Below are 18771 nucleotides of genomic sequence, written 5' to 3' on the forward strand. Positions count from 1 at the left end.
TGTCCGGCGGTCCGGCGCGCGTTCGGCGAAGAAACCTCAAGGGAACCTCAAACGCGACTCAATTGTGTGGATGCGTCCGAATCGACCGGACGGACATGCCGAGTTCGGCTCCGTAGGTGTCGGCATTGCGGACCGTACCTTCGGGGGGTGCGACCACAGCTTTAGCCAGCAGAACATGGACGTTGTTGACGTGCAACTGCAAATTACCTAGTCTCAATTTGGTAAATGGATAGACCGGTCGAGCGGGATGCGTGAGGCCGGATACTGGCGCCATCGGGCGCGTAACGTCATTGCATATTCCGAAGAATCCGGGGGAACCGAAAGGATGGCGGTCTCGTGGAGATTGCTGCACTTGCAGATTCGGCGCAGGTCACAACCAGCGAACTCATACCTGACCAGATCGGGCGCGGAGGCGCCCGGCAGTTCGACCAGCTGGGGCTGTGCGTGGCCTCGCTCGACCCGGCTCTGACCATCCAGCAGGCGAACCAGGAGTTCTTCCGCCAGTTCGGCGACTCCTCGGCGGGCGTCTGCGGTCGCAGCTTCCGCGATCTGGTGCATCCCAGCGTCCAGCAGCCACTGATGCGCCAGTTCACCCGACTGATCGAGGGGAAGCGCCAGCGGTTCGCCTCACATGTGGTGGCCGTGGGGCCGGAGGACTCCGCATTCGCAGGCACGCTCACCGCTGCGGCCGTGAGTGGGGAGACCCCCGATGTGGCGGCGATCCTGGTGCTCATGCGTTCGACGAAGGGCGCCGACGACGCGGGTGTCCTGACCAACCAGAAGAAGATCCTTACCGAGATCGACGCGCGCATTCTTGAAGGTATCGCCGCAGGTCTTTCCACGATTCCGCTGGCCTCGCGGCTCTATCTGAGCAGGCAGGGCGTTGAGTACCACGTAACCGGCCTGCTCCGGAAGCTCAGGGTTCCCAACCGGGCCGCCCTGGTCTCCCGTGCCTATTCCATGGGCGTCCTGAACGTCGGCACCTGGCCGCCGAAGGTCGTTGAAGACTTCATCAAGTGAGCCGGGGGGTGGCCGGCCCCCGACCGCCCCCCGACTCACGCGGACCCGCACACCGCCCGCCGGACGGTGGCGCCCTGTCGAAGGGCTCCACGGTTTCGGCGGGCTTCTGCGTTCATCCCTGGATCGTGCGGGGGCGTGCAGGGGCGTGCGGGGGGTCATGCGCGGGTAAAAATTCCGGCCGCGGACGTCCGCTTCAGCTGTCGCGTTGTCTGTTTGTGCGGTGATTAGTGATGATCATGCAGTGCGGGCGGGGCCGCCGTGGGGTGAGCGAGGCGGCACGGGATAACGCGCCGGTGGCGTCCAGGTGTATGCGATATTTCGCGAGATGGCGTGCGGGAAGCCTTTCGCGACACCTGTGTGACGCCCGTACTTTGCGGAGATCGCTGCGGCCGCGCAAATTACGCCCCGAAGGGTGTTCCCATTGTCGCGAGTTAGAATTAAAGGATTGCCGTGTGGTTTTGGCCGTCGTGACTGTGGTTTTACTGCCCGACTGTTTCGGTGATTTCATCCGGGGCACCCGCGGCCGGGATGCGGGCAACACGGCGGTATCCGAGGAGTGCGATGCGCGTAGACCTGCTTCCTTCGCCGGTGCATTCCTGCTATTTCCCGCACCCGCCATTCATTCCCGGCATTGACACCCGAATCCGGACCGACAGCGCCCGCGGGCGCACACGGGGCGCCATGCGGGCATCTCATGGCCATCTCGCGGGCCCGGCGGCCCGCCGCGTGGTAGAAGTGGCGCGGGGCGCGGCACACGGTCGTGGGCAGGAGCGGGGGAATGGTGCGGGGGCGACGACGGCTTCTCAGTTTCAGTGACGCGGTGGCGGTCCTGGGTGGGGACGGCGCGGCGCTGGCGGCCGCCGACCAGGCCCTTGGCGGCGCGCTGTCGATGGCGACGGGCGGGGTCAGTGACACGGTGCTCAGCGTGTTCGACGCCCAGGGGCGATTACTCCGGCTCGGGCGCGATCTGACGAGCGGGCTGCGCGACCGTCTGGGCTCGTCGGAGCGGGCCGAGCGCACGGAACGGCTCGCCGCGGCACACGCGGTGCTCGTGGTCACCGCCTACTTCGAGGCCTTGGGCGACCTGGAACTGCCCCTCGCCCTGCGCGCCATGGAGCTCACCCGGAGCGAGCAGATCCGGCTGGCCGGAGGGGACGACGCCGCGCAGGACTTCATTCGGACGCTGGTCGCCGCAGCCGTGCCACAACCCGCCCCGCACGTACCGTACGAGCAGGTCCTCCATGAACTCCATGTCTGGTACGCGCAGCTCTCGGAACGGCTGGAGCGCTTCGCGCGCGGGCTGGCGGCCTGGGACGGGCTGACCGAAGCGCAGCGCCAGGAGACCGCGTCGGCGCTGACGCGGCATCTGATCCCGCTGGCGACCGGGCGCTACGAGGAGCTGTACGCGCGACTGGCACTAGAGGTGCCCGAGTTCGGTTTCTGGTCCGGCCAGGTGGAGCACCAGGCCACGCGCGCCGGTCTGCGCCAGGCACTGACCGGCATCGAGACCGCGCTCGCGGGCCTCAGCGCCGTACGCCCCCTCACCCAGGTCGCCGCTTCTCTCGCCACCGGATACCGGAAGGCGCTGCTGCGGCCGATCCTCGCCGAGGGCGATGCCCCCAGCGGCGTACACCTGCCCCTCCTCGGCGAGGGCTATGTGGACCCCGACTTCCGGGTACGGGCCGTGCCCGACGGCCCGGGCGGCCCGGCGGACGAGGACTGGTGGGGCGCCGCGCCGGTACGCTCCGACCTCACCGAGTATCTGGCGGGCGCTCTCACCTCCGTCGCCTCGGACAGCGCGCCGCTGCTCGTCCTGGGCCAGCCCGGCGCCGGAAAGTCCGTACTGACCAAGATCCTCGCGGCCCGGCTGCCCGCAGCCGGGTTCCTGCCGGTCCGGATCATCCTGCGTGAGATTCCCACCGACGCCGACGTACAGGACCAGATCGAGCACGCCGTGCGCGCCGCGACCGGCGAACGGGCTTCCTGGCCCGAACTGGTCAGGTCGGCCGAGGGGGCCGTCCCGGTCCTTCTCTTCGACGGCTTCGACGAGCTTCTCCAGGCCACCGGTGTCAGCCAGTCCGACTACCTGTTACGAGTGGCCCGCTTCCAGCAGCGCGAGGCCGACCAGGGCAGGCCGGTGCTCGCCCTGGTCACCAGCAGGACCGCGGTCGCCGACCGCGCCCGCTGCCCGGAGGGCACCGTGGCGCTACGCCTCGAACCGTTCCGTACCGAGCACATCGAGACCTGGCTCACCCTCTGGAACCGCCTCAACGCCCCGGACCTCGCGGCCCAGGGGCTCAGGCCGCTGCCCGCCGAGGTGGCCGGCCGTCACGAGGCCCTCGCCTCTCAGCCGCTGCTCCTGCTGATGCTCGCCCTGTACGACGCCACGTCCAACGCCCTCCAGCGGGGAGCCACGGGCGACGAACCCCTGGGTGAGGCGGAGCTGTACGAGGAACTGCTGACGTCCTTCGCCGTCCGCGAGGTCGGCAAGGGCCACCAGCCACTGACGGACCGGCAGCTGGCGGACCGTGCCGAGCAAGAGCTGCAGCGGCTCTCCCTGATCGCCTTCGGCATGCTCAACCGGCACCGTCAGTGGATCACCACCGCCGAGCTCGAAGAGGACCTGACCGGACTCCTCGGCCGCGCCGAGACGGCGCAGGCGGACCTGCGGGCGCCGCTCAACCAGGCCGAGATCGCGCTCGGCCGGTTCTTCTTCGTCCAGCGGGGCCAGGCGGTCAGGGACGACCAGCGGCTGACGACGTACGAATTCCTGCACGCGACCTTCGGCGAGTACCTGGCCGCCCGGCTCGCCGTACAACTTCTCCAAGGTCTCGCGGCCCAACGGCCGGCCCTCGCCCTCGGCAGGATCTCCGTCGACGACGACCTATTGTACGTCCTGCTGTCCTACGCGCCGCTCTCCTCCCGTCAGATGCTGAGGTTCGTCGACGCCCGCATCCGTCGCCTCACCCCGGAGGACCGGAGCCGGCTCGGCGCACTCCTCGTCACCGTCATGGCCGACCACCGCGACCGCACGGAGCACAAGTTCGCCACGTACCGGCCGTCGCAGCGCGCCACCTCCTCGCGCCACGGCTTGTACGGCGCGAACTTGATGATCCTGACGGTCCTGGTGACCGGGGGCACCACGACGAGCGAGGTGTTCCCCGAATCCGGCGATCCGGTGGGCACCTGGCACCGCCACGCGCTGCTGTGGCGGTCGGCGTTCACCGAACCGGAGTGGACCGACTTCTCGCTGGCCATCAGGGTCGGCCAGACCTGGAGCGGCGACCGGAGAGAGCTGACCGTCCTGCCGGGGAGTCCTGTTGGATCTCCTGTGCCGGAACCGGTGGACCCCCACTGGCTCTACGGCTACCCGCCGGGCCATGAGATCCGTACCCGGGGAATGGACTGGTCCCGTACCTACTGGAACCGGATATGGCACAAGATGTCTCTCTCGGGCGGCACCAACGACTCCGTCGTCCTACATGCCCTCGAACCCGTGTTCCAGCGACTTGGACCGTCCCTCACCACCTTCTTCAGCTCACCCCATGGCAGTGCCGAGTCAGTCGCTCACCACCTGATCGAGCTGTGGCTGGCGAGCGGTCTGGGCGCGTCGGAGGATGAACTGGCCACACTCTACGAGCGGTGTGCCGATTTCCTGCTCCCGTGGTGGTCTTTTCTGGACCATGAGACCGGTCGCCGGGTGACCCGGCTTGTCTGTCGGCAGTTGGTCATCGACGCCGGCAGGCTTCCCCCGGACGTGGCCGCCCGGGTGTTGCTCACGCTATCCGTGGGGGACGACGACCCGCACACGCGGGAACTGGTGGTGCGCGCCGCCATGGCCGCGCTGCGGAGGCATGGTCCGGCCGAGGTCCGGGAAGGGCTCCGGGCGCAGCTGGAGTCGGACATCGCCATCCTCGTACGTACGGATCCCGCCCGAATACTGGCGCTCTGGGGGGAGGCCGAGGATCCGGAGCGGACCCGTGAATGGTTCGGCGCGAGCCCTCTGGAGGCGTTGCGTGGCATGTCCGCGGACGAGCTGAGGGAGCTCCCGCCCGAGCTCCTGCGGCGCGTGCGGGCACTTGCCGCTCCCGACGACCCGGCCCCGCCCGCGTCGGCCTGACGTCCGCCGGCCCGGCGGACGTCAGGCGCAGGGATTCCAGTCCGCTCTTGTTGTGGACATGCCAGGATCGCTACGGTGGCCCGGGTCGCGTCGCTCGGACACGATCCGCACCAGATCCCGATGTGCCCGGCCGTTCCGCCCCGTGTGCGTGCCGGGGTGATCCGCCCGGCCCGACGAAAGAGACTGTGGATGCGTCAGAGACGGCAGCGACAGCGTTGGTTGAGCGGACTCGTGGCAACGCTCGCCTGTGCGGGACTGGCGGTGAACACCTCACCGGCCGGGGCGGCCGACAGCCAAAAATCCACGCGCGTAGCGTCCGGTGGGATCACCTGGCCGGCGAACCTCACCCGTATCGACGCCGACGACGTGAACGTGCGCTACGCGCAGGGTGCGCTGCGGATCCGGCAGCAGGACTTCCACTCGGCCTCCGCGGGCACCGAACAGGGTTACGGCACCCAGGTGCTCGCGCCCAAGAAGCTCGACCGGCCCGTCAACCGCGTCCAGGCGGAGCTTTCCGCGCGGGTGCCCTCCGGGGCTCGCGTGAGCGTCGATGTCCGCGGGCGCGCCGAGGACGGTTCCTGGACGGAGTGGCGCGAGGCGGCGGGGACCGCGGCGGCCCTGCCCCGTACCGTCACCACCGTGCAGGCCCGGATCACGATCTGGGACAAGGACGGGACGGCGCGGATCCAGGGACTGCGGCTGACGGCCGACCGCGGCCCCGAGCCGCGGACCGAGCAGCGGGCCGCCGCGTTCAGCGCTCGCGTCTTCGCGACCCGCGAGGGGCTCGTCGGCGGAACGACCGCCAACGGCCACATCATCAAGCCGAACGACCACTTCGTCGCCCTGCCCTCCAGGCGCGGCCTGTCGCCGAACGGCAGCAGCCAGTACTCCGTCCAGGTCTGCGGCCCGGCGCGCTGCGAGACCGCCCCCGTCTGGGACGTCGGCCCGTGGAACACCCGCGACGACTACTGGAACCCCTCTGCGACCCGGGAGAGCTTCAAGGACCTGCCGCAGGGCAAGCCCGAAGCGCAGGCGGCGTACGAGAACGGCTACAACGGCGGTCTCGACGGCTCGGGCCGGCGAGTGGCCAACCCGGCCGGGATCGACCTCGCCGACGGCACCTTCGCCAACGTCGGCCTGTCGGACAACGGCTGGGTGACCGTCACCTATCTGTGGACCGGCAGCCAGACCGGCAAGACCTTCCCGACCTGGGGCACCGACGTACGCATCCGTCAGCAGGCGACGACGGCGTCCGCCGAGGTCGGACGGCTGGCCGGGCCCACGCAGGTCAACGTCCAGTGCCAGGTCCACGGCCAGCGGATCACCGTGGACGGCATCACCAACGACGCGTGGTCCTATCTGCCGAGTTACGGCGGCTACATCTCCAACATCTTCATCGACGTGGCCGACTCGTGGCTGCCCGGCGTCCCCCAGTGCTGAACGCCGCCCGCACTCTCCCACCCGGAAAAGGAGTAGTCCGTATGCACCGCAGACGGCTGTTGTCCGTCCTCGTCACCGGCCTTTTCGCGATAGCCGGCCTGACCGCCGCTCCCGCCCAGGCACAGAGCCGGCCCGGCCCGGAGGCCACGCTCGCGGCCCCGAACTTCAAGGCGCCCTACCCGTGCGGCCAGAAGTGGACCTTCAGCCACCACTCCGCCGAGGTCCGCCGGGCACTGGACTACGTCCGCGCCGACGGCGGCTCGACCGCGGGCACGCCGGTCCTGGCCTCCGCCGCCGGGACGGCGACGCGGATGTCGGAGCCCAGCGGCGCCGGCAACTACATCGTCATCGACCACGGCGGCGGCTGGAAGACCTACTACTTCCACCTGGCCTCGTACTCGGTGTCCAGCGGCGCCTCGGTCGGCCAGGGACAGCAGATCGGTGTCACCGGCTCCACCGGCAACTCCAGCGGAGCGCACATCCACTACGAGCAGCTACTCAACGGAGTCGGCCAGAACATCGTCATCAACGGTGCCGGACAGCCCTACCCGTCCCAGTACAACCAGTCGTACCTGACCAGTGACAACGGCTGCGGTGGCGGCGGCAGCACCTTCCGCACCTGGGGCACCGACATCCGCGTCCGCGCGGACGCCCGCCTGAACGCGGCAGTGGTCACCATCCTCCCCGGACCGACCAACGTCACGGTGGTGTGCCAGAAGCAGGGCGACACCGTCACGGCCGAGGGCTACACCAACAACTGGTGGAGCAAGCTCCGCGACCAGGGCGGCTTCATCTCCAACATCTACATCGACCACCCCTCCGCCCAACTCCCGGGCGTCCCCGCCTGCTGAGCCCCGGCCCTTCCCGTCCCCACCGCCCCGGCACCCGGCGCACCACACACGCCACGCGCCGGGGCGGCCAGGGGGCCTCTCTTATCCGCCGGCGACGAGCACCACGTCGCGGTGGACGACGCGCGGATGGTCCGCGACGACTTCCAGCACCCACGTTCCTGCGGCGGAGACCAACTCACCCCGCAGGTTCCCGGCGCCGTCCGGCGTCAACGGCACCTCCGGAGTCTCCGGCTGTCCTGGTGCGCTCAGACGGACTCGGACCCCTCGGTCCGCCTCGGCACCGACGGCTACGATCTCGAACGGTTCGCCCTCCACCGCGAGATCGGGTACCTCCACGCCGAAGTCGCTGCCCCCAGCCAGTGTCGCTCGTGCGGACTTCCCCTGAAAGATGTTCACGAGTTGCATCTCGACCGACTCCTCGCCGGCCATCCCGGCGTGCCGGTAGCCGTTCCAGATGGCATCGCCCATGTCGTCCAGCGCCCACTTCGCGAACGCCGACTCCTCCGGAACGGTGCCGTCACCGGTCCACTCCTGGTCATCGTTCAAGGAGATGGGGAAGTCGAGCTTCTCCGGCGCCAGGATCACCCCGTGCACGGTGGGGTGGTTACGGCCGCCGAGGGCGTAGACCTTGTAGGGGCGCTTCCCGTCCGCCTCGTTACGTTCCTGGGCATCGGTGAACTCGCGTTGGAAGGCGAACACGTCCCGCACGAGTTCACTGCCCAGTTCCGGGACGGTGACGTCTTCGAGCGGCTGGAGGCGGGTCTTCCCCGGCTCTCTCACCGCGTCGTACACAGGAAGCAGTTGCGCGATCGAGGGGAAGGTCCTGCACAGTTCGGCGACTTGGGGGTTGTAGCGCTCGGCGACCTTGCCGATCACCAGGTCGCGGACCGGCCCCTTCCCGGGGTGAGGATCAATCGCGTGACCCGTGAGGAACTTGACCGTCTTGGCCGCGCCCCGGTGTGGCGTACCGATGGTCACCAGAGTCCGTGCGATCTCCCGGCCACCCAGCACCTCCAGGTAGTAGCGGGCGATCAGGCCGCCCATCGAATGGCACAGGAACACCACCTTCGGCTCGTCATGTCCCGGATACAGCGTCCTGGCCCGCTCCCGCCAGAGACTCAGCGCCCGCTCGACCTTCTCTTGGAGATCGGCGGCGGAGAGCCGGTTCGACAGTCTCCAGTCGTACGGGAAAGGCAGGAACTGATCCTTGTGGAGTCCTTTGAGCGCGGGCCGGACATCCGGGTAGCCCGGGGTGATGCCGATACGAGATGCGAGCGCGGTGAAGAGGCCGGGAAGAGCGTCGGGGGCCTTGATGAGGTGATCGGCGCGCAGCGCGTGTGGTCCCTCCGGCCTGGCGTCACCGATGCCGGGCGGCAGCTGGAAGTCTTTCAAGAGCCTTCCAGGGTGGCGGAGTTGCAGGAGCGCCTGCTTGGACAGCTCCCACATGTCCTTGCCGTCACGCGTCAGCCGGCTGCCCGTAATACCGGGAACGAACACCACCAGGTCGTGTTTCATAGGGGAATTCCCATCCTCCGTGGATTGTCGACGGTGTCCGAGGACCACCCGCCGGGGCTGGAGCGGACCAGGTCACCCAGCCCTTAGCTGAACTGGAAAGAACTGATGCCCATCCGCTCGGCGAGGCGCTTACGGCCCAGGAACAGCTGGTCACATCGGTTGCGCCCCTGGAGCATCAGCGTGATCCCGCTGTCGTCGAACGCGGCAGCGGCGCGCTCCACCTGGTAGCCGCGATCCGGTACGTCCCCCGGGGACAGCCACCGCTTTCCCACCACGTCCCATATCGCCACCGCGGTGGATCCGCCACCGCAGACCAGAAGCAACGGACGCCGCCGGCCGCCGGTGAACACCAGGGACGTCGCCTGCGAGAAGTCGCCCTTCAGTTTGTCGCCCTCCGGACGCGAGCGGTCGCATCGGGCCACACGGACCCGCCCGTCGGACGACAGCCAGGCCAGGAGCGGAACGAACTCCGTGCCCTCCAGGTGCCCGCCCACCGCCACCGCCTGGGCCTGGAGCGGTGTGCGTACGGTCCTGACGACGGGGGAGCCGTCGAGGCGGGACAGTTCCCACAGACCGATCGATGTCACGCCGTTGGCCGCCAGCCAGGTACGGCCGTTCGCGGACACCGAGCCGGTCCAGTCGATCGACGCGCCGCCCTGGAGCGACATCGGGCTCACGGGTCGCCACTGCCGGGTCTGCCCGGCTGCCGTGGCCCAGCACCGCAGTTCCTGGCCGAGCGGCGCGAAGGCCAGCATCTGGCCACCGACGACCGCCACCCCCACCGCGGACACGGATTCGCCCGGGTCGGCGCCCATGTCGAACTCGTCTTCCTTCACTGGTGCCTTGAGGTCGTCCGCCACTCGCCAGATGTGTACGGTTCCACCGGTGACGGACGCCACGGTCCAGCACGCTCCGGTGCGCAGCGCGGATACCGCGGTGACCTGTTTCGGATGGCCGTCCAGTACCAGCGGCGCTGCGGCTTCACGACTGTCGTTGGATCGGTGGAGGGTGAGCAGGACGGTTCTGTGCGAGACCCGGCACAGCAGGTGCCGCCCGTCGTCGCCGGTCGCCAGATGAACGATGACGCGTTCGCGGTGGGGTCTGCCGCGGGCTCCGTCGCCGCCAGCTTGGCCGGGCGTGGTCTGCAGCACACGCACGGCGGATCCGTCGGCCACCGCCAGCCGTCCCGTGCCCTCGGGATCGAACGCCAGTGACGCGTGCTGGTCGCCGGCGGAGAAGCTGAAGTACGGGTGCTGGTCGGCGATTCTCCGTACGCGGATCCTTCCCTGCTCCTGGATGGCGAGCAGCGGTGTGTCCCCGGCGTGACCGACGGCGATCCCCCGGGCTCCGGATTCGATCTCCAGGGCGTGTTCGACGACCGGCTGCCCGTAGCCCTCGGCTGTCAGCCGCCAGACGCGGACATGTATTCCGTCGGCCGCGGCCAGCCAGGCACCGTTGTCGCCCTGAACCACCGCGGCGACCGCGAGCACCGGTTCCACGTCCTGCGCCAGGAGGGTTTCCGGGCCCAGGGGCGAATCACCCTCCCGCGGCCGCCAGGCGAACTCGTGCAGTGTGACCGTGTCATGGCCGCCGGCAAGGAGGAAATGCCGGTCGGCCAGGGGAAGCAAGGTGACGCGGCGGGCCCTGACGGGGATCAGGGCATGGCGGAGTCCCCGCGTCGACGGCCCTGCCTCCACCGGCCATTGCCATAGCCAGACGCGGTGTCCGTCAGCCGCCGCCACGTGGGCCGTTCCACCGAATTCGGAGGCGGAGAGGCTGTCCGGCGAGCCGCCCCAGAAGAAGCTTTGCCGGGGCAGCCGTCTGTTGCCGGGCCAGATGTGTACGTTGCTCCCGTCAAGGCCCACGACGGTCCGGCGATGACCGCGTCCGAGCTCCGCCACATTGCGCAGGGGGACTCGTCCCGTCCCGGGATCCGACTTGGGCTGGTGCACTCGTACGCGTCGGCCCGTGTCGGCCAGGTGGGTGACGATCTCGCCGCGTCCCGATGCGGAGATCAGTCCGCCGGCGGCCGGGGACCAGGAAACCGCGCACGCTCCTCCCGCCGGCCCCTGCCAGCTCTGATGGAACGGCTCCGGTCCGGCGTCCGTCCAGATGTCCTTCCACAGCACGGACGGCGGCGGTTCCATGTGGTCGAGAGCCCTGGGGTGGCCTGCCAGCGCGGTGGCGCTGAGCAGAGCCCACCGGTCCGCGGCGGCGGGCCGGTGACGGAATGTGCCGGCCACCCGCCGGTACAGATCGGCCCGGTCGCTGTCCGGCACGAGCGGAACGACCAGGGGCAGCATGACGTCGGGGTCGGCGTGCAGGAGATAGTCCGCCGTGTTGATCAGATACTCCAGTTCCCCGGGACCGCCGAGTGCCGCATGTGCTCCGAGATGCCGTTGGATGTAGGTGCCCGCGCTGCCCCAGTCCTCCTGGCAGAGTTCGTTGAGAGCCGCGAAGACGGTGCTGTGCCACGCACGTTGCTCGGCCGCGGTGTCCGCCAGCAGGTGGGAGCCGAAGCTCGGATGCTGGAATCGGTAGATCTCGTCTCCCTCGTCGTCGGCCACCTTGGTGATCAGTGAACCCCTGGCGATGCGCGGCAGGTTGCGCAGCTGCTGATCGGTGAGTTTCCTGGACCCGTCCCTGCGCAGGGCATTGGCCATGGCCAGCCAGACGTCCGTGAGAGGCAGCCCAGACCCTTGTGCCAGGGCGAGAGGGCGGAGCAAGGGTTCCAGACCGTAGCTCCCGTCGGGGTCCAGATGCCGGATCTCGGCGGTTATACGCTCCTTCAGCTGAGCGTTTCCGGCGTGAAGGAAGTCATCGAGGCGGTCCGCCGACAGCGGTGTCCGCAGGCCCGCCAGCGCCCGCGCGGACAGATCGGCGACGAGGAACAGTCTGCTGCTGTGTCTCGCGATGCGTGTCGCGGCACGGCTTCGTTCGCCGTCCGCCTCGGGCCGTGCGTAGGGCGACCCTTCGGCGCTCAGGACCGCTTCGGCGTATCGTGCGATGTCCCCGTCCGCGTCCTTGTCGAGATCCAGCGCGAGGGCGGGCACGGTCTGGTCCAGCGCCTCGTACAGCGTCTCCTCCAGCACCCGGCCCGGCAGGACGCGACGGGGCTGTACGCGCGTTCCCACAAGGACCTTGACCCCGGGAGAGGCGGCCAGCCGGTTGAGGAGATCCCGCGCGATGTCATGGGCCTGACCGGCGGCTGCCTCGTCCAGACCGTCGAAAACCAGATTGAGGACACCGGCTTTCTGGGCGAGGGCCGCCACCTGCGCGACGCACGCGTCAGGGGTCAGATCACCGTGGGCCGGCGGCTCGATACCGAGGGGCTCCAGGGCATGGCAAAGGTCGGCACACAGTTCGTGCAGAGTCTTGCCGAAGCAGGGCAGTGCCGCGTGGATGGAGCCGGGGCGGGGCTGCGCGTCCAGGGGCGGCGGAGAATCGAGGCTGTCGAGATACCGGGGGATGGAAAGGTGCGCCAAGCGGCTCAGAAGCGTGGTCTTGCCGGAACCGGCAGGACCGGTGACAGCGAGCAGACCGCTCGCATGCGACTCCTGCCATTTCACCATGCGGCTCAGGGCCGTGAGGCGGCCGGTGAACTGGAGCATGCTTCTGGTTCTCGCGTCTCCGGCGAGCGAACGGACAAATCGGCTGTCGAGCTCTTCGAGGAACGTGGCGTCGTGCTCAGCAGGCCGCACCGCCGTGCGCGGCAGCCGGCCCTCGTTGAAGTAGGGGTTGTGCAGGAACGCTCCGTCGAGCAGCCGGATCTCGGCGAAGGCGGGTAATCGGCTGGGGTCCTCGACGCCGTCGTCTGCCGCCGCGGAGTTGACCGCCTTCATCAGATACGAGAATGGCACGTACGGAACGCTCTCCTGGAACGGGTGCACACGCTCGTCGACCATGGTCGCGGGATCGTCGAGGACCGCTTCGAGCCAGTCGGCCCACTGCCCTTCATCGACGGTGCGCTCCACACCCGCGGTGCAGACCAGTGCGAAACCCGAACCGGCCGCCTCTTTTCCCGTGAACTCGTTCACGAGGAACCTCTGCCGGATCCACGCCAGCAGGCTCTGGGAGTAGCAGGCGTCGATGACGATCAGCACCTCGGACGTCTGGCTTTTCAGGCGGCCGACGAGACTGTCGACATTCACGGACCTGGCCGGGACGACCGTGTCACCCGGGCCGTCGAGATAACTGTCCCCGCACGCCAGGTAGTAGTCGTCTTGCTGGGACAGACCGTGGCCGGTCCAGTAGAAGATCTTGCGCAATGCCTGGTACCGCTCGAACTGAGTGATACCCCGCTCCACATCCTCGTGCGTACCGGTTCCCTCCAGCCTCTTCGTGACACCGAAGCCAAGTCGCCCGCACGCGCGCATGAACCCCTCGCGCGCCTTCTCCACGTGCCCCCGATCGCGTCGCCCCGCGCCGTAGCTGCCGATGGCGAACGTGCCGGCGAAGCCGGCCTGGCGCTGTTCCTCACGGTCGAGGTACATGGACATGAGGTCTCTCCCGGGGTCACTTATATGATGGCGCATCACGTGTGATGCGCATCACCACACACGATTGGTCGAGAGCAGGGGGAACGATTTCATGACGCAGCGGGACAGGTTCACGGTTGCGGGCCGGCAGACCGGCTGTCATGTCTTCGAAGGCGAAGGAACGCGGCCCATCCTGGAGAAGAACCTGCGGGTCCGCTACAACCCGAAGCAGGTGGAGTTCCCGGACGAGATCGGCCAGTGGCGGCGTGAGGTCGAGGAGGAGCAGAAGCGCGCGGAGGCGGCGGGGGAGGCGCACCGGTGGAACAACCCGCGGTTCGCCGTGGAGAGGCTCGTCATCCGGCGGACCCACACACTGGAGGACCCCGGCGCCACACTGACCCTGTGCGACGCCGACTACTACGATTTCCTCGCCACCTCCATCAACCTCGACCGCAAGCGGGCGAACGGCGTCACGCTGCGCGAGGAGTACCTGGAGCGCAGGGATCCGGTCGACGCCCCCGCCTTCATGTTCTGCAGTCTCGGGGTGAACGTCGCGGTGGAGACCGGCCGTGACCACAAGATGCTCTTCTCCCACCGCAGCGCGCTGGTCGCCGGGCCGAACAAGCAGAGGTGGAACTCGTCCGCCAACGAGGGCCTCGCACGCAATCACGACCTGCCCGAGGACGGCTCCGCCATCAGTCTCCATGCCGTCGCCCGCCGGGCGTTGAAGGAGGAACTGGCCGTCCACGCGGGGGACGAGGTCGATCTCGAACTCCTCGGGTTCGGCCTGGACCTGCGGAACAACCAGTGGGCGGCCTTCTTTCGCGCGGTGCTGAAGGACCTCGGCGAGGACGAGCTGCGCGACCGCTGGACCAAGGGCGTCGAGGACAAGTGGGAACACGACAAGCACGCCTTCGTGCCGGCGGACGCCGAGTCGATCCTGCGCTTCATTCTCGATCAGCCGGAGGAGCACTGGACCCCATGCGCTCCCGCGTTGTTCTACCTGGCGCTGGTCCGCGGCGCCGTGCTCGCGCGCGGCGGCGACCCGGCCGGACGCCTGGACGTGGAAGCGGTGGAACGCCGCTTGATGCGGGACAGGGAGCAGGACGACGCCTGAGGGCGGGGCCTCTTCGGGCGGTCCGCGTGTCAGGCGGAGCCGCGGCGGACCAGTTCGGTGGGGAGGATGACCGTGGAGGTGTCCTCCCCGCCGATCTGCGCGAGCAGCACACGCACCATCTCCGAGCTGATGCGGTCCCAGGGCTGGCGAATCGTGGTGAGGGCCGGCCGGGTGTCCAGGGCCGCGGGGGAGTCGTCGAAGCCGCCCACGGCGACATCGACGGGCACCCGGCGGCCGGCGTCCTGGAGTGCGGTGAGTACGCCTTGGGCCATGAGGTCGGACGCGACGAACACCGCGTCCAGATCCGGTGCGCGCCGCAGCAGTTCCGCCGCGCAGGACTCGCCGCTGGCCCGGCTGTAGTCCCCGGAGGCGATGAGCCGTTCATCCGCCTCGATGCCGGACTCGGCGAGGATCTCCCGGTAGCCGGCGAGCCGTTCGGTGCCGCCCGGGGTGTCGAGCGGGCCGGTCACGGTGGCGATGCGGCGGCGTCCGCTGCGTACGAGATGGCGCACCATCTCCCGCGCGCCGTCCCGGTCGTCGGCGGCGACGTAACTGACCTTCGAACTCTGCCCGAGGGGTTTGCCGCAGGCCACCAGCGGGACGCGCGCCGCGCGCAGTTGCTCGGCGACCGGGTCTCCGGAGTGGCTGGACACCAGCAGCACCCCGTCGACATGGCCCGCGGTGATGTACCGCGTTATCCTGCGCCGTTCGTCCTTCGTCCCCGCGATCATCAGCAGCAGCGGGATGTCGTGTCCCGCCAGCGCCTGGGTGCAGCCGCGCAGCAGTACGTTGAAGTTGGGGTCCTCGAAGAACCGCTCCTGCGGCTCGGTGAGCAGGAAGGCCACCGAATCCGAACGGCCCGTGATGAGGCTGCGTGCGTGCCGGTTGACGACGTACCCGGTCTTGCGGATCGCGGCGTTGACCGCTTCCTCCGCCGCCGGGCTCACATAGTGGCCGCCGTTGAGGACGCGCGAGACGGTGCCCCGGGAGACACCCGCTTCGCGCGCCACGTCGTGGATCGTGGGCGGCTTGCGCCGGCCGTTGCTGCCCGTGCGGCTCATACCTGTCGTTCTCTCATGATCGTGCCTGTCGCGTCAGGACTTTACGGCCCCGGACAGCAGATCCAGACTCCAGAACCGCTGGATGACCAGGAACAGCGCGATCAGCGGCAGCACCGCGAGCAGCGCACCGGTGATCACCAGAGTGTAGAGGGCGGGGGTGGTGGAGCCCTGCTGGAGCAGGGTGTAGAGGCCGAGTGTGACGGGGAACTTCCGGTCGTCGCCGAGCATGATGTACGGGAGCAGGAAGTTGTTCCAGATGGCGACGAACTGGAAGAGGAACACCGTCACCAGGCCGGGCAGCATCATCGGCAGAGCCAGCGACCGGAAGATCCGCCACTCGCCGCCCCCGTCCATCCGGCCCGCTTCCACCACATCGAGCGGTACGGACGCCGCCGCGTAGATCCGGGCGAGGTAGACGCCGTACGGGGAAAGGATCAGCGGGAGCAGCACCGACAGATAGCTGTCGGCCAGGTCGGCCTTCGCCATCAGCAGGTACTGCGGTACGGCGAGGACGACCGGCGGCATCAGCACGCCCGCGAGCAGCACATTGAAGATGCTCTCCCGGCCCCGGAACCGGTAGATCGCGAGCGCGAAGCCGCTGAGCGCGGACACCCCGGTCGACAGCAGGGCGCCGAACCCGGCGTAGAAGAGCGAGTTGAGCATCCACCGCCAGTACACGCCGTCGCGGTAGGCGGACAGGTCCGCGACGTTGTCGGTGAAACCCGTGCCGGGCAGGAAGGTGAAGGTGGAGAACAGCTCCCGCCCGGACTTGGTGGAGGCCATCACGATCCAGGCCACGGGCAGCAGGCAGTACACGGCGCCGAGCAGCAGCGCGACGGTCGGCACCCAGGCGATACGGCGCCGGTGCCCGTCGCGGGTGCGGGCGATGACAGCGGTCACTGGGTCTCTCCCCGGTTCGAACGGGAGCCCACGGTCCTGAGGAAGCCGAAGGACAGCGCGAGGGTCACGACGGCGATGACCACGGAGGTGGCGGCCGCCGAGTAGATGTCTCCCTTGACGAAGGCGTCCTGATAGACCTTCATCAGCGGGGACCAGGTGGTGGACAGCGAGTTGGTGAGCGGCTTGAGGGTGGTGGGCTCGCTGAACACCTGGAGCGTCGCGATGATCGAGAAGAAGAAGGTCAGCACCAGCGAGGGCACGACGATCGGGATCTTGATCCGTAGGGCTGTCTGGAGCTGTGAGCAGCCGTCGAGCCTGGCCGCCTCGTGGATCTCGGCGGGGATGGAACGCAACGACGTATAGATGACGATCATGTTGAAGCCGGTGCCGCCCCACAGGGCGATATTGGCCAGGGCCGCGTAGAGCGGCCCGCCGTCCAGCAGATCCGGCTGCGGCAGGCCCGCCCTGTCCAGCAGGTAGTGGAACGGGCTGACGTCAGGAAGGTAGAGGAAGCCCCACATCAACGCGGCGATCACGCCCGGGACGGCGTACGGCAGAAAGATCGCGAGCCGGGAGAAACCGCTGAGCCGGGTGCGCTCGGCGTCCAGCATCAGCGCGAGGACCAGAGCGAGCCCGAGCATCGCGGGCACCACGATCGCCCCGTAGCCCAGCACCCGTATGGAACTGGAGAGCAGTTCGGAGTCGGACAGCGCACTGGTGTAGTTCGACAGCCCCGCCCATACCTCCTCGCGTGCGCCCGCGCCGAGCCCCAGTCCCTTGACCTCGACCTTGCGAAGGCTCAGGAAGAGGGCGTAGCCGATGGGCAGTGCGAAGAAGAGCGCGAACAGGACGAGGGCGGGGAGGAGGAACGCGTAAGGGGCGTTGCGTACGCGCCGGCCGGCCATCACCCCGCGACCTCGAAGCCCTGCTTCTTGAGGTCGGCGACGGTGGCCTGCTGCATGGCGGTGAGCGCCGCGGTGAAGTCCGACCTGTTCTTGGCGGCGGGGGCGAAGGAGTCCCGGAAGACGGTGTACGCGACGTTCACGTTCGGACCCCACGCGGAGGGTGCGGTGGTCTTCGCGATCTCGGCCGCCCGGGCGTAGAAGTCCGGCTGGTTCGGGAAGTAGCCGGGGGCCGCGCTGAGCGCGCCGCCCGTCTGCGCGGCGGTGGCGGCCGGGTAGATACCGCTCTCCTTCACCAGCGCGGCCAGCGCCTGGCTGTCCGTGTTCAGCCAGCTCGCGAACTGCGCGGCGGCCTTCTTGTGCGGCGAGTCATTGGTGACCCCGGTGGACGATCCGCCCCAACTGCCGGTCGCGGACTCTCCCTCGCTCCACTGCGGCAGCGGGGCCATCGCCCACTTGCCCTTCGTGTCCGGCGCCGCGGTGACCAGGGTGCCGGGTGCCCATACGGCGCTCACCCACGCGATCTGCTTGCCCGTGTTGAGTGCCTTGTTCCAGGCCGGGGTGTACATGGGCTGGTTGTCTATCGCGCCTTCCGCGACCAGGCCGCCCCAGAAGCTCGCGACCTTCTTCGTGGTGGCGTCGTCGATGCCGACCTTCCAGCTCTCGCCCCCCGCGGTCCACCACTTGGCGCCCGCCTGCTGCGCGAGGCCGGCGAACAGCCCCGGGTCGTTGCTGGAGAACGTGGTCAGAGCCTTGGACGGGTCCTTCTTCTTCAGTGCGCGCGCCGTACCGGCGAACTCGTCCCAGGTGGTGGGAACCGTCAGCCCGTACTTCTTGAAGAGGTCCTGGCGGTAGTAGAACATCATCGGCCCGGAGTCCTGCGGGACCGCGTAGACCGCGTCGGTGCCGAGCGTGGTCTGCTGCCAGACCCCCGGCGCGAACTGGCTTCTGGCGTCGGAGACTTCGCCGGATATGTCCGCCAGGACGTCATTGCTGACGAGCGTCGGGAGGGCCTGGTACTCGGCCTGCACCAGGTCCGGGGCCTTCTTCGCCTTGGCCGCGGTGATGATCTTGGTGACCAGGTCGTCCCCGGAGGCCTGCTTCTTGACCGTGACGGTGATGCCGGCCTTCTTGCCCTCCGTGGAGTTCCAGAGGTCGGCGACCTTGTCCATGCCGGGTGCCCAGGCCCAGTAGCTGAGTGAGACGGGGCCGGTACTTTCCTCGTCGCCGCTGCCGGAACCGCAGGCGGCGAGGGTGGTCGCGCCGAGCGCGATGGTGAGGGACGTGGCCACGAGGCGTCGGTGCGTCGTGAATTGCATGGTGATTCTCCCCTGACGAAGGTCCCCGGCACGAGTGCGGCAGACCGG

The 18771-nt window shown here is 68.8% G+C and carries 11 protein-coding genes; 5 read left to right on the forward strand and 6 right to left on the reverse strand.

Features of this window, described 5'->3' with window-relative positions; all coding sequences use genetic code 11:
- Nucleotides 1–387: 387 nt before the first annotated feature.
- From ACFVWW_RS23835 to ACFVWW_RS23850, 4 genes are all read left to right on the forward strand, one after another.
- Nucleotides 388–1020, forward strand: coding sequence for a PAS domain-containing protein (locus tag ACFVWW_RS23835; protein ID WP_384189133.1), 633 nt, complete (start codon nucleotides 388–390; stop codon nucleotides 1018–1020).
- Nucleotides 1021–1798: 778 nt separating this feature from the next.
- Nucleotides 1799–5140 (forward strand): NACHT domain-containing protein, encoded by a 3342-nt coding sequence (locus ACFVWW_RS23840; protein ID WP_386879006.1) that lies wholly within the window; start codon nucleotides 1799–1801, stop codon nucleotides 5138–5140.
- 231 nt (nucleotides 5141–5371) lie between these two features.
- Nucleotides 5372–6580, forward strand: coding sequence for a hypothetical protein (locus ACFVWW_RS23845; protein ID WP_386879005.1), 1209 nt, complete (start codon nucleotides 5372–5374; stop codon nucleotides 6578–6580).
- Nucleotides 6581–6621: 41 nt separating this feature from the next.
- Nucleotides 6622–7431, forward strand: coding sequence for a M23 family metallopeptidase (locus tag ACFVWW_RS23850; RefSeq protein ID WP_386879004.1), 810 nt, complete (start codon nucleotides 6622–6624; stop codon nucleotides 7429–7431).
- A gap of 81 nt (nucleotides 7432–7512) precedes the next feature.
- On the opposite strand, the gene ACFVWW_RS23855 is transcribed toward ACFVWW_RS23850, so the two are convergent.
- Together ACFVWW_RS23855 and ACFVWW_RS23860 are read right to left on the reverse strand one after the other, a co-directional pair.
- Nucleotides 7513–8946: a lipase family alpha/beta hydrolase gene (locus tag ACFVWW_RS23855; RefSeq protein ID WP_384188218.1), complete on the reverse strand. Its 1434-nt coding sequence runs from the start codon at nucleotides 8944–8946 to the stop codon at nucleotides 7513–7515.
- Nucleotides 8947–9029: 83 nt separating this feature from the next.
- A complete protein-coding gene (locus tag ACFVWW_RS23860; RefSeq protein WP_384188217.1) occupies nucleotides 9030–13445 on the reverse strand; it encodes an AAA family ATPase in 4416 nt (1471 codons plus the stop codon).
- Nucleotides 13446–13536: 91 nt separating this feature from the next.
- Here ACFVWW_RS23860 and ACFVWW_RS23865 point away from each other — a divergent pair, with 91 nt between their 5' ends.
- Nucleotides 13537–14541 carry a translation initiation factor 2 gene (locus ACFVWW_RS23865; RefSeq protein WP_386879003.1) on the forward strand — a complete coding sequence of 335 codons (1005 nt, stop codon included), beginning with the start codon at nucleotides 13537–13539 and terminating at the stop codon, nucleotides 14539–14541.
- Between the two features lie 29 nt (nucleotides 14542–14570).
- Here ACFVWW_RS23865 and ACFVWW_RS23870 read toward each other — a convergent pair whose 3' ends face one another.
- From ACFVWW_RS23870 to ACFVWW_RS23885, 4 genes are read right to left on the reverse strand one after another with little or no spacing between them, the layout of a single operon-like run.
- Nucleotides 14571–15602, reverse strand: coding sequence for a LacI family DNA-binding transcriptional regulator (locus tag ACFVWW_RS23870; protein WP_384188213.1), 1032 nt, complete (start codon nucleotides 15600–15602; stop codon nucleotides 14571–14573).
- A 33-nt stretch (nucleotides 15603–15635) separates the two neighbouring features.
- A complete protein-coding gene (locus tag ACFVWW_RS23875; protein WP_384188212.1) occupies nucleotides 15636–16502 on the reverse strand; it encodes a carbohydrate ABC transporter permease in 867 nt (288 codons plus the stop codon).
- Nucleotides 16499–17407, reverse strand: a complete 909-nt coding sequence (locus ACFVWW_RS23880; protein ID WP_384188210.1) for a carbohydrate ABC transporter permease — start codon at nucleotides 17405–17407, stop codon at nucleotides 16499–16501. The genes ACFVWW_RS23875 and ACFVWW_RS23880 overlap by 4 nt, the downstream gene beginning before the upstream one ends.
- Nucleotides 17407–18723, reverse strand: coding sequence for an ABC transporter substrate-binding protein (locus ACFVWW_RS23885; RefSeq protein WP_384188209.1), 1317 nt, complete (start codon nucleotides 18721–18723; stop codon nucleotides 17407–17409). Before ACFVWW_RS23885 ends, ACFVWW_RS23880 begins: the two co-directional genes overlap by 1 nt.
- Between the last annotated feature and the right edge of the window lie 48 nt (nucleotides 18724–18771).

Origin of the sequence: Streptomyces sp. NPDC058198 (assembly GCF_042882605.1) — a bacterium.
Classification (GTDB): Bacteria; Actinomycetota; Actinomycetes; order Streptomycetales; family Streptomycetaceae; genus Streptomyces.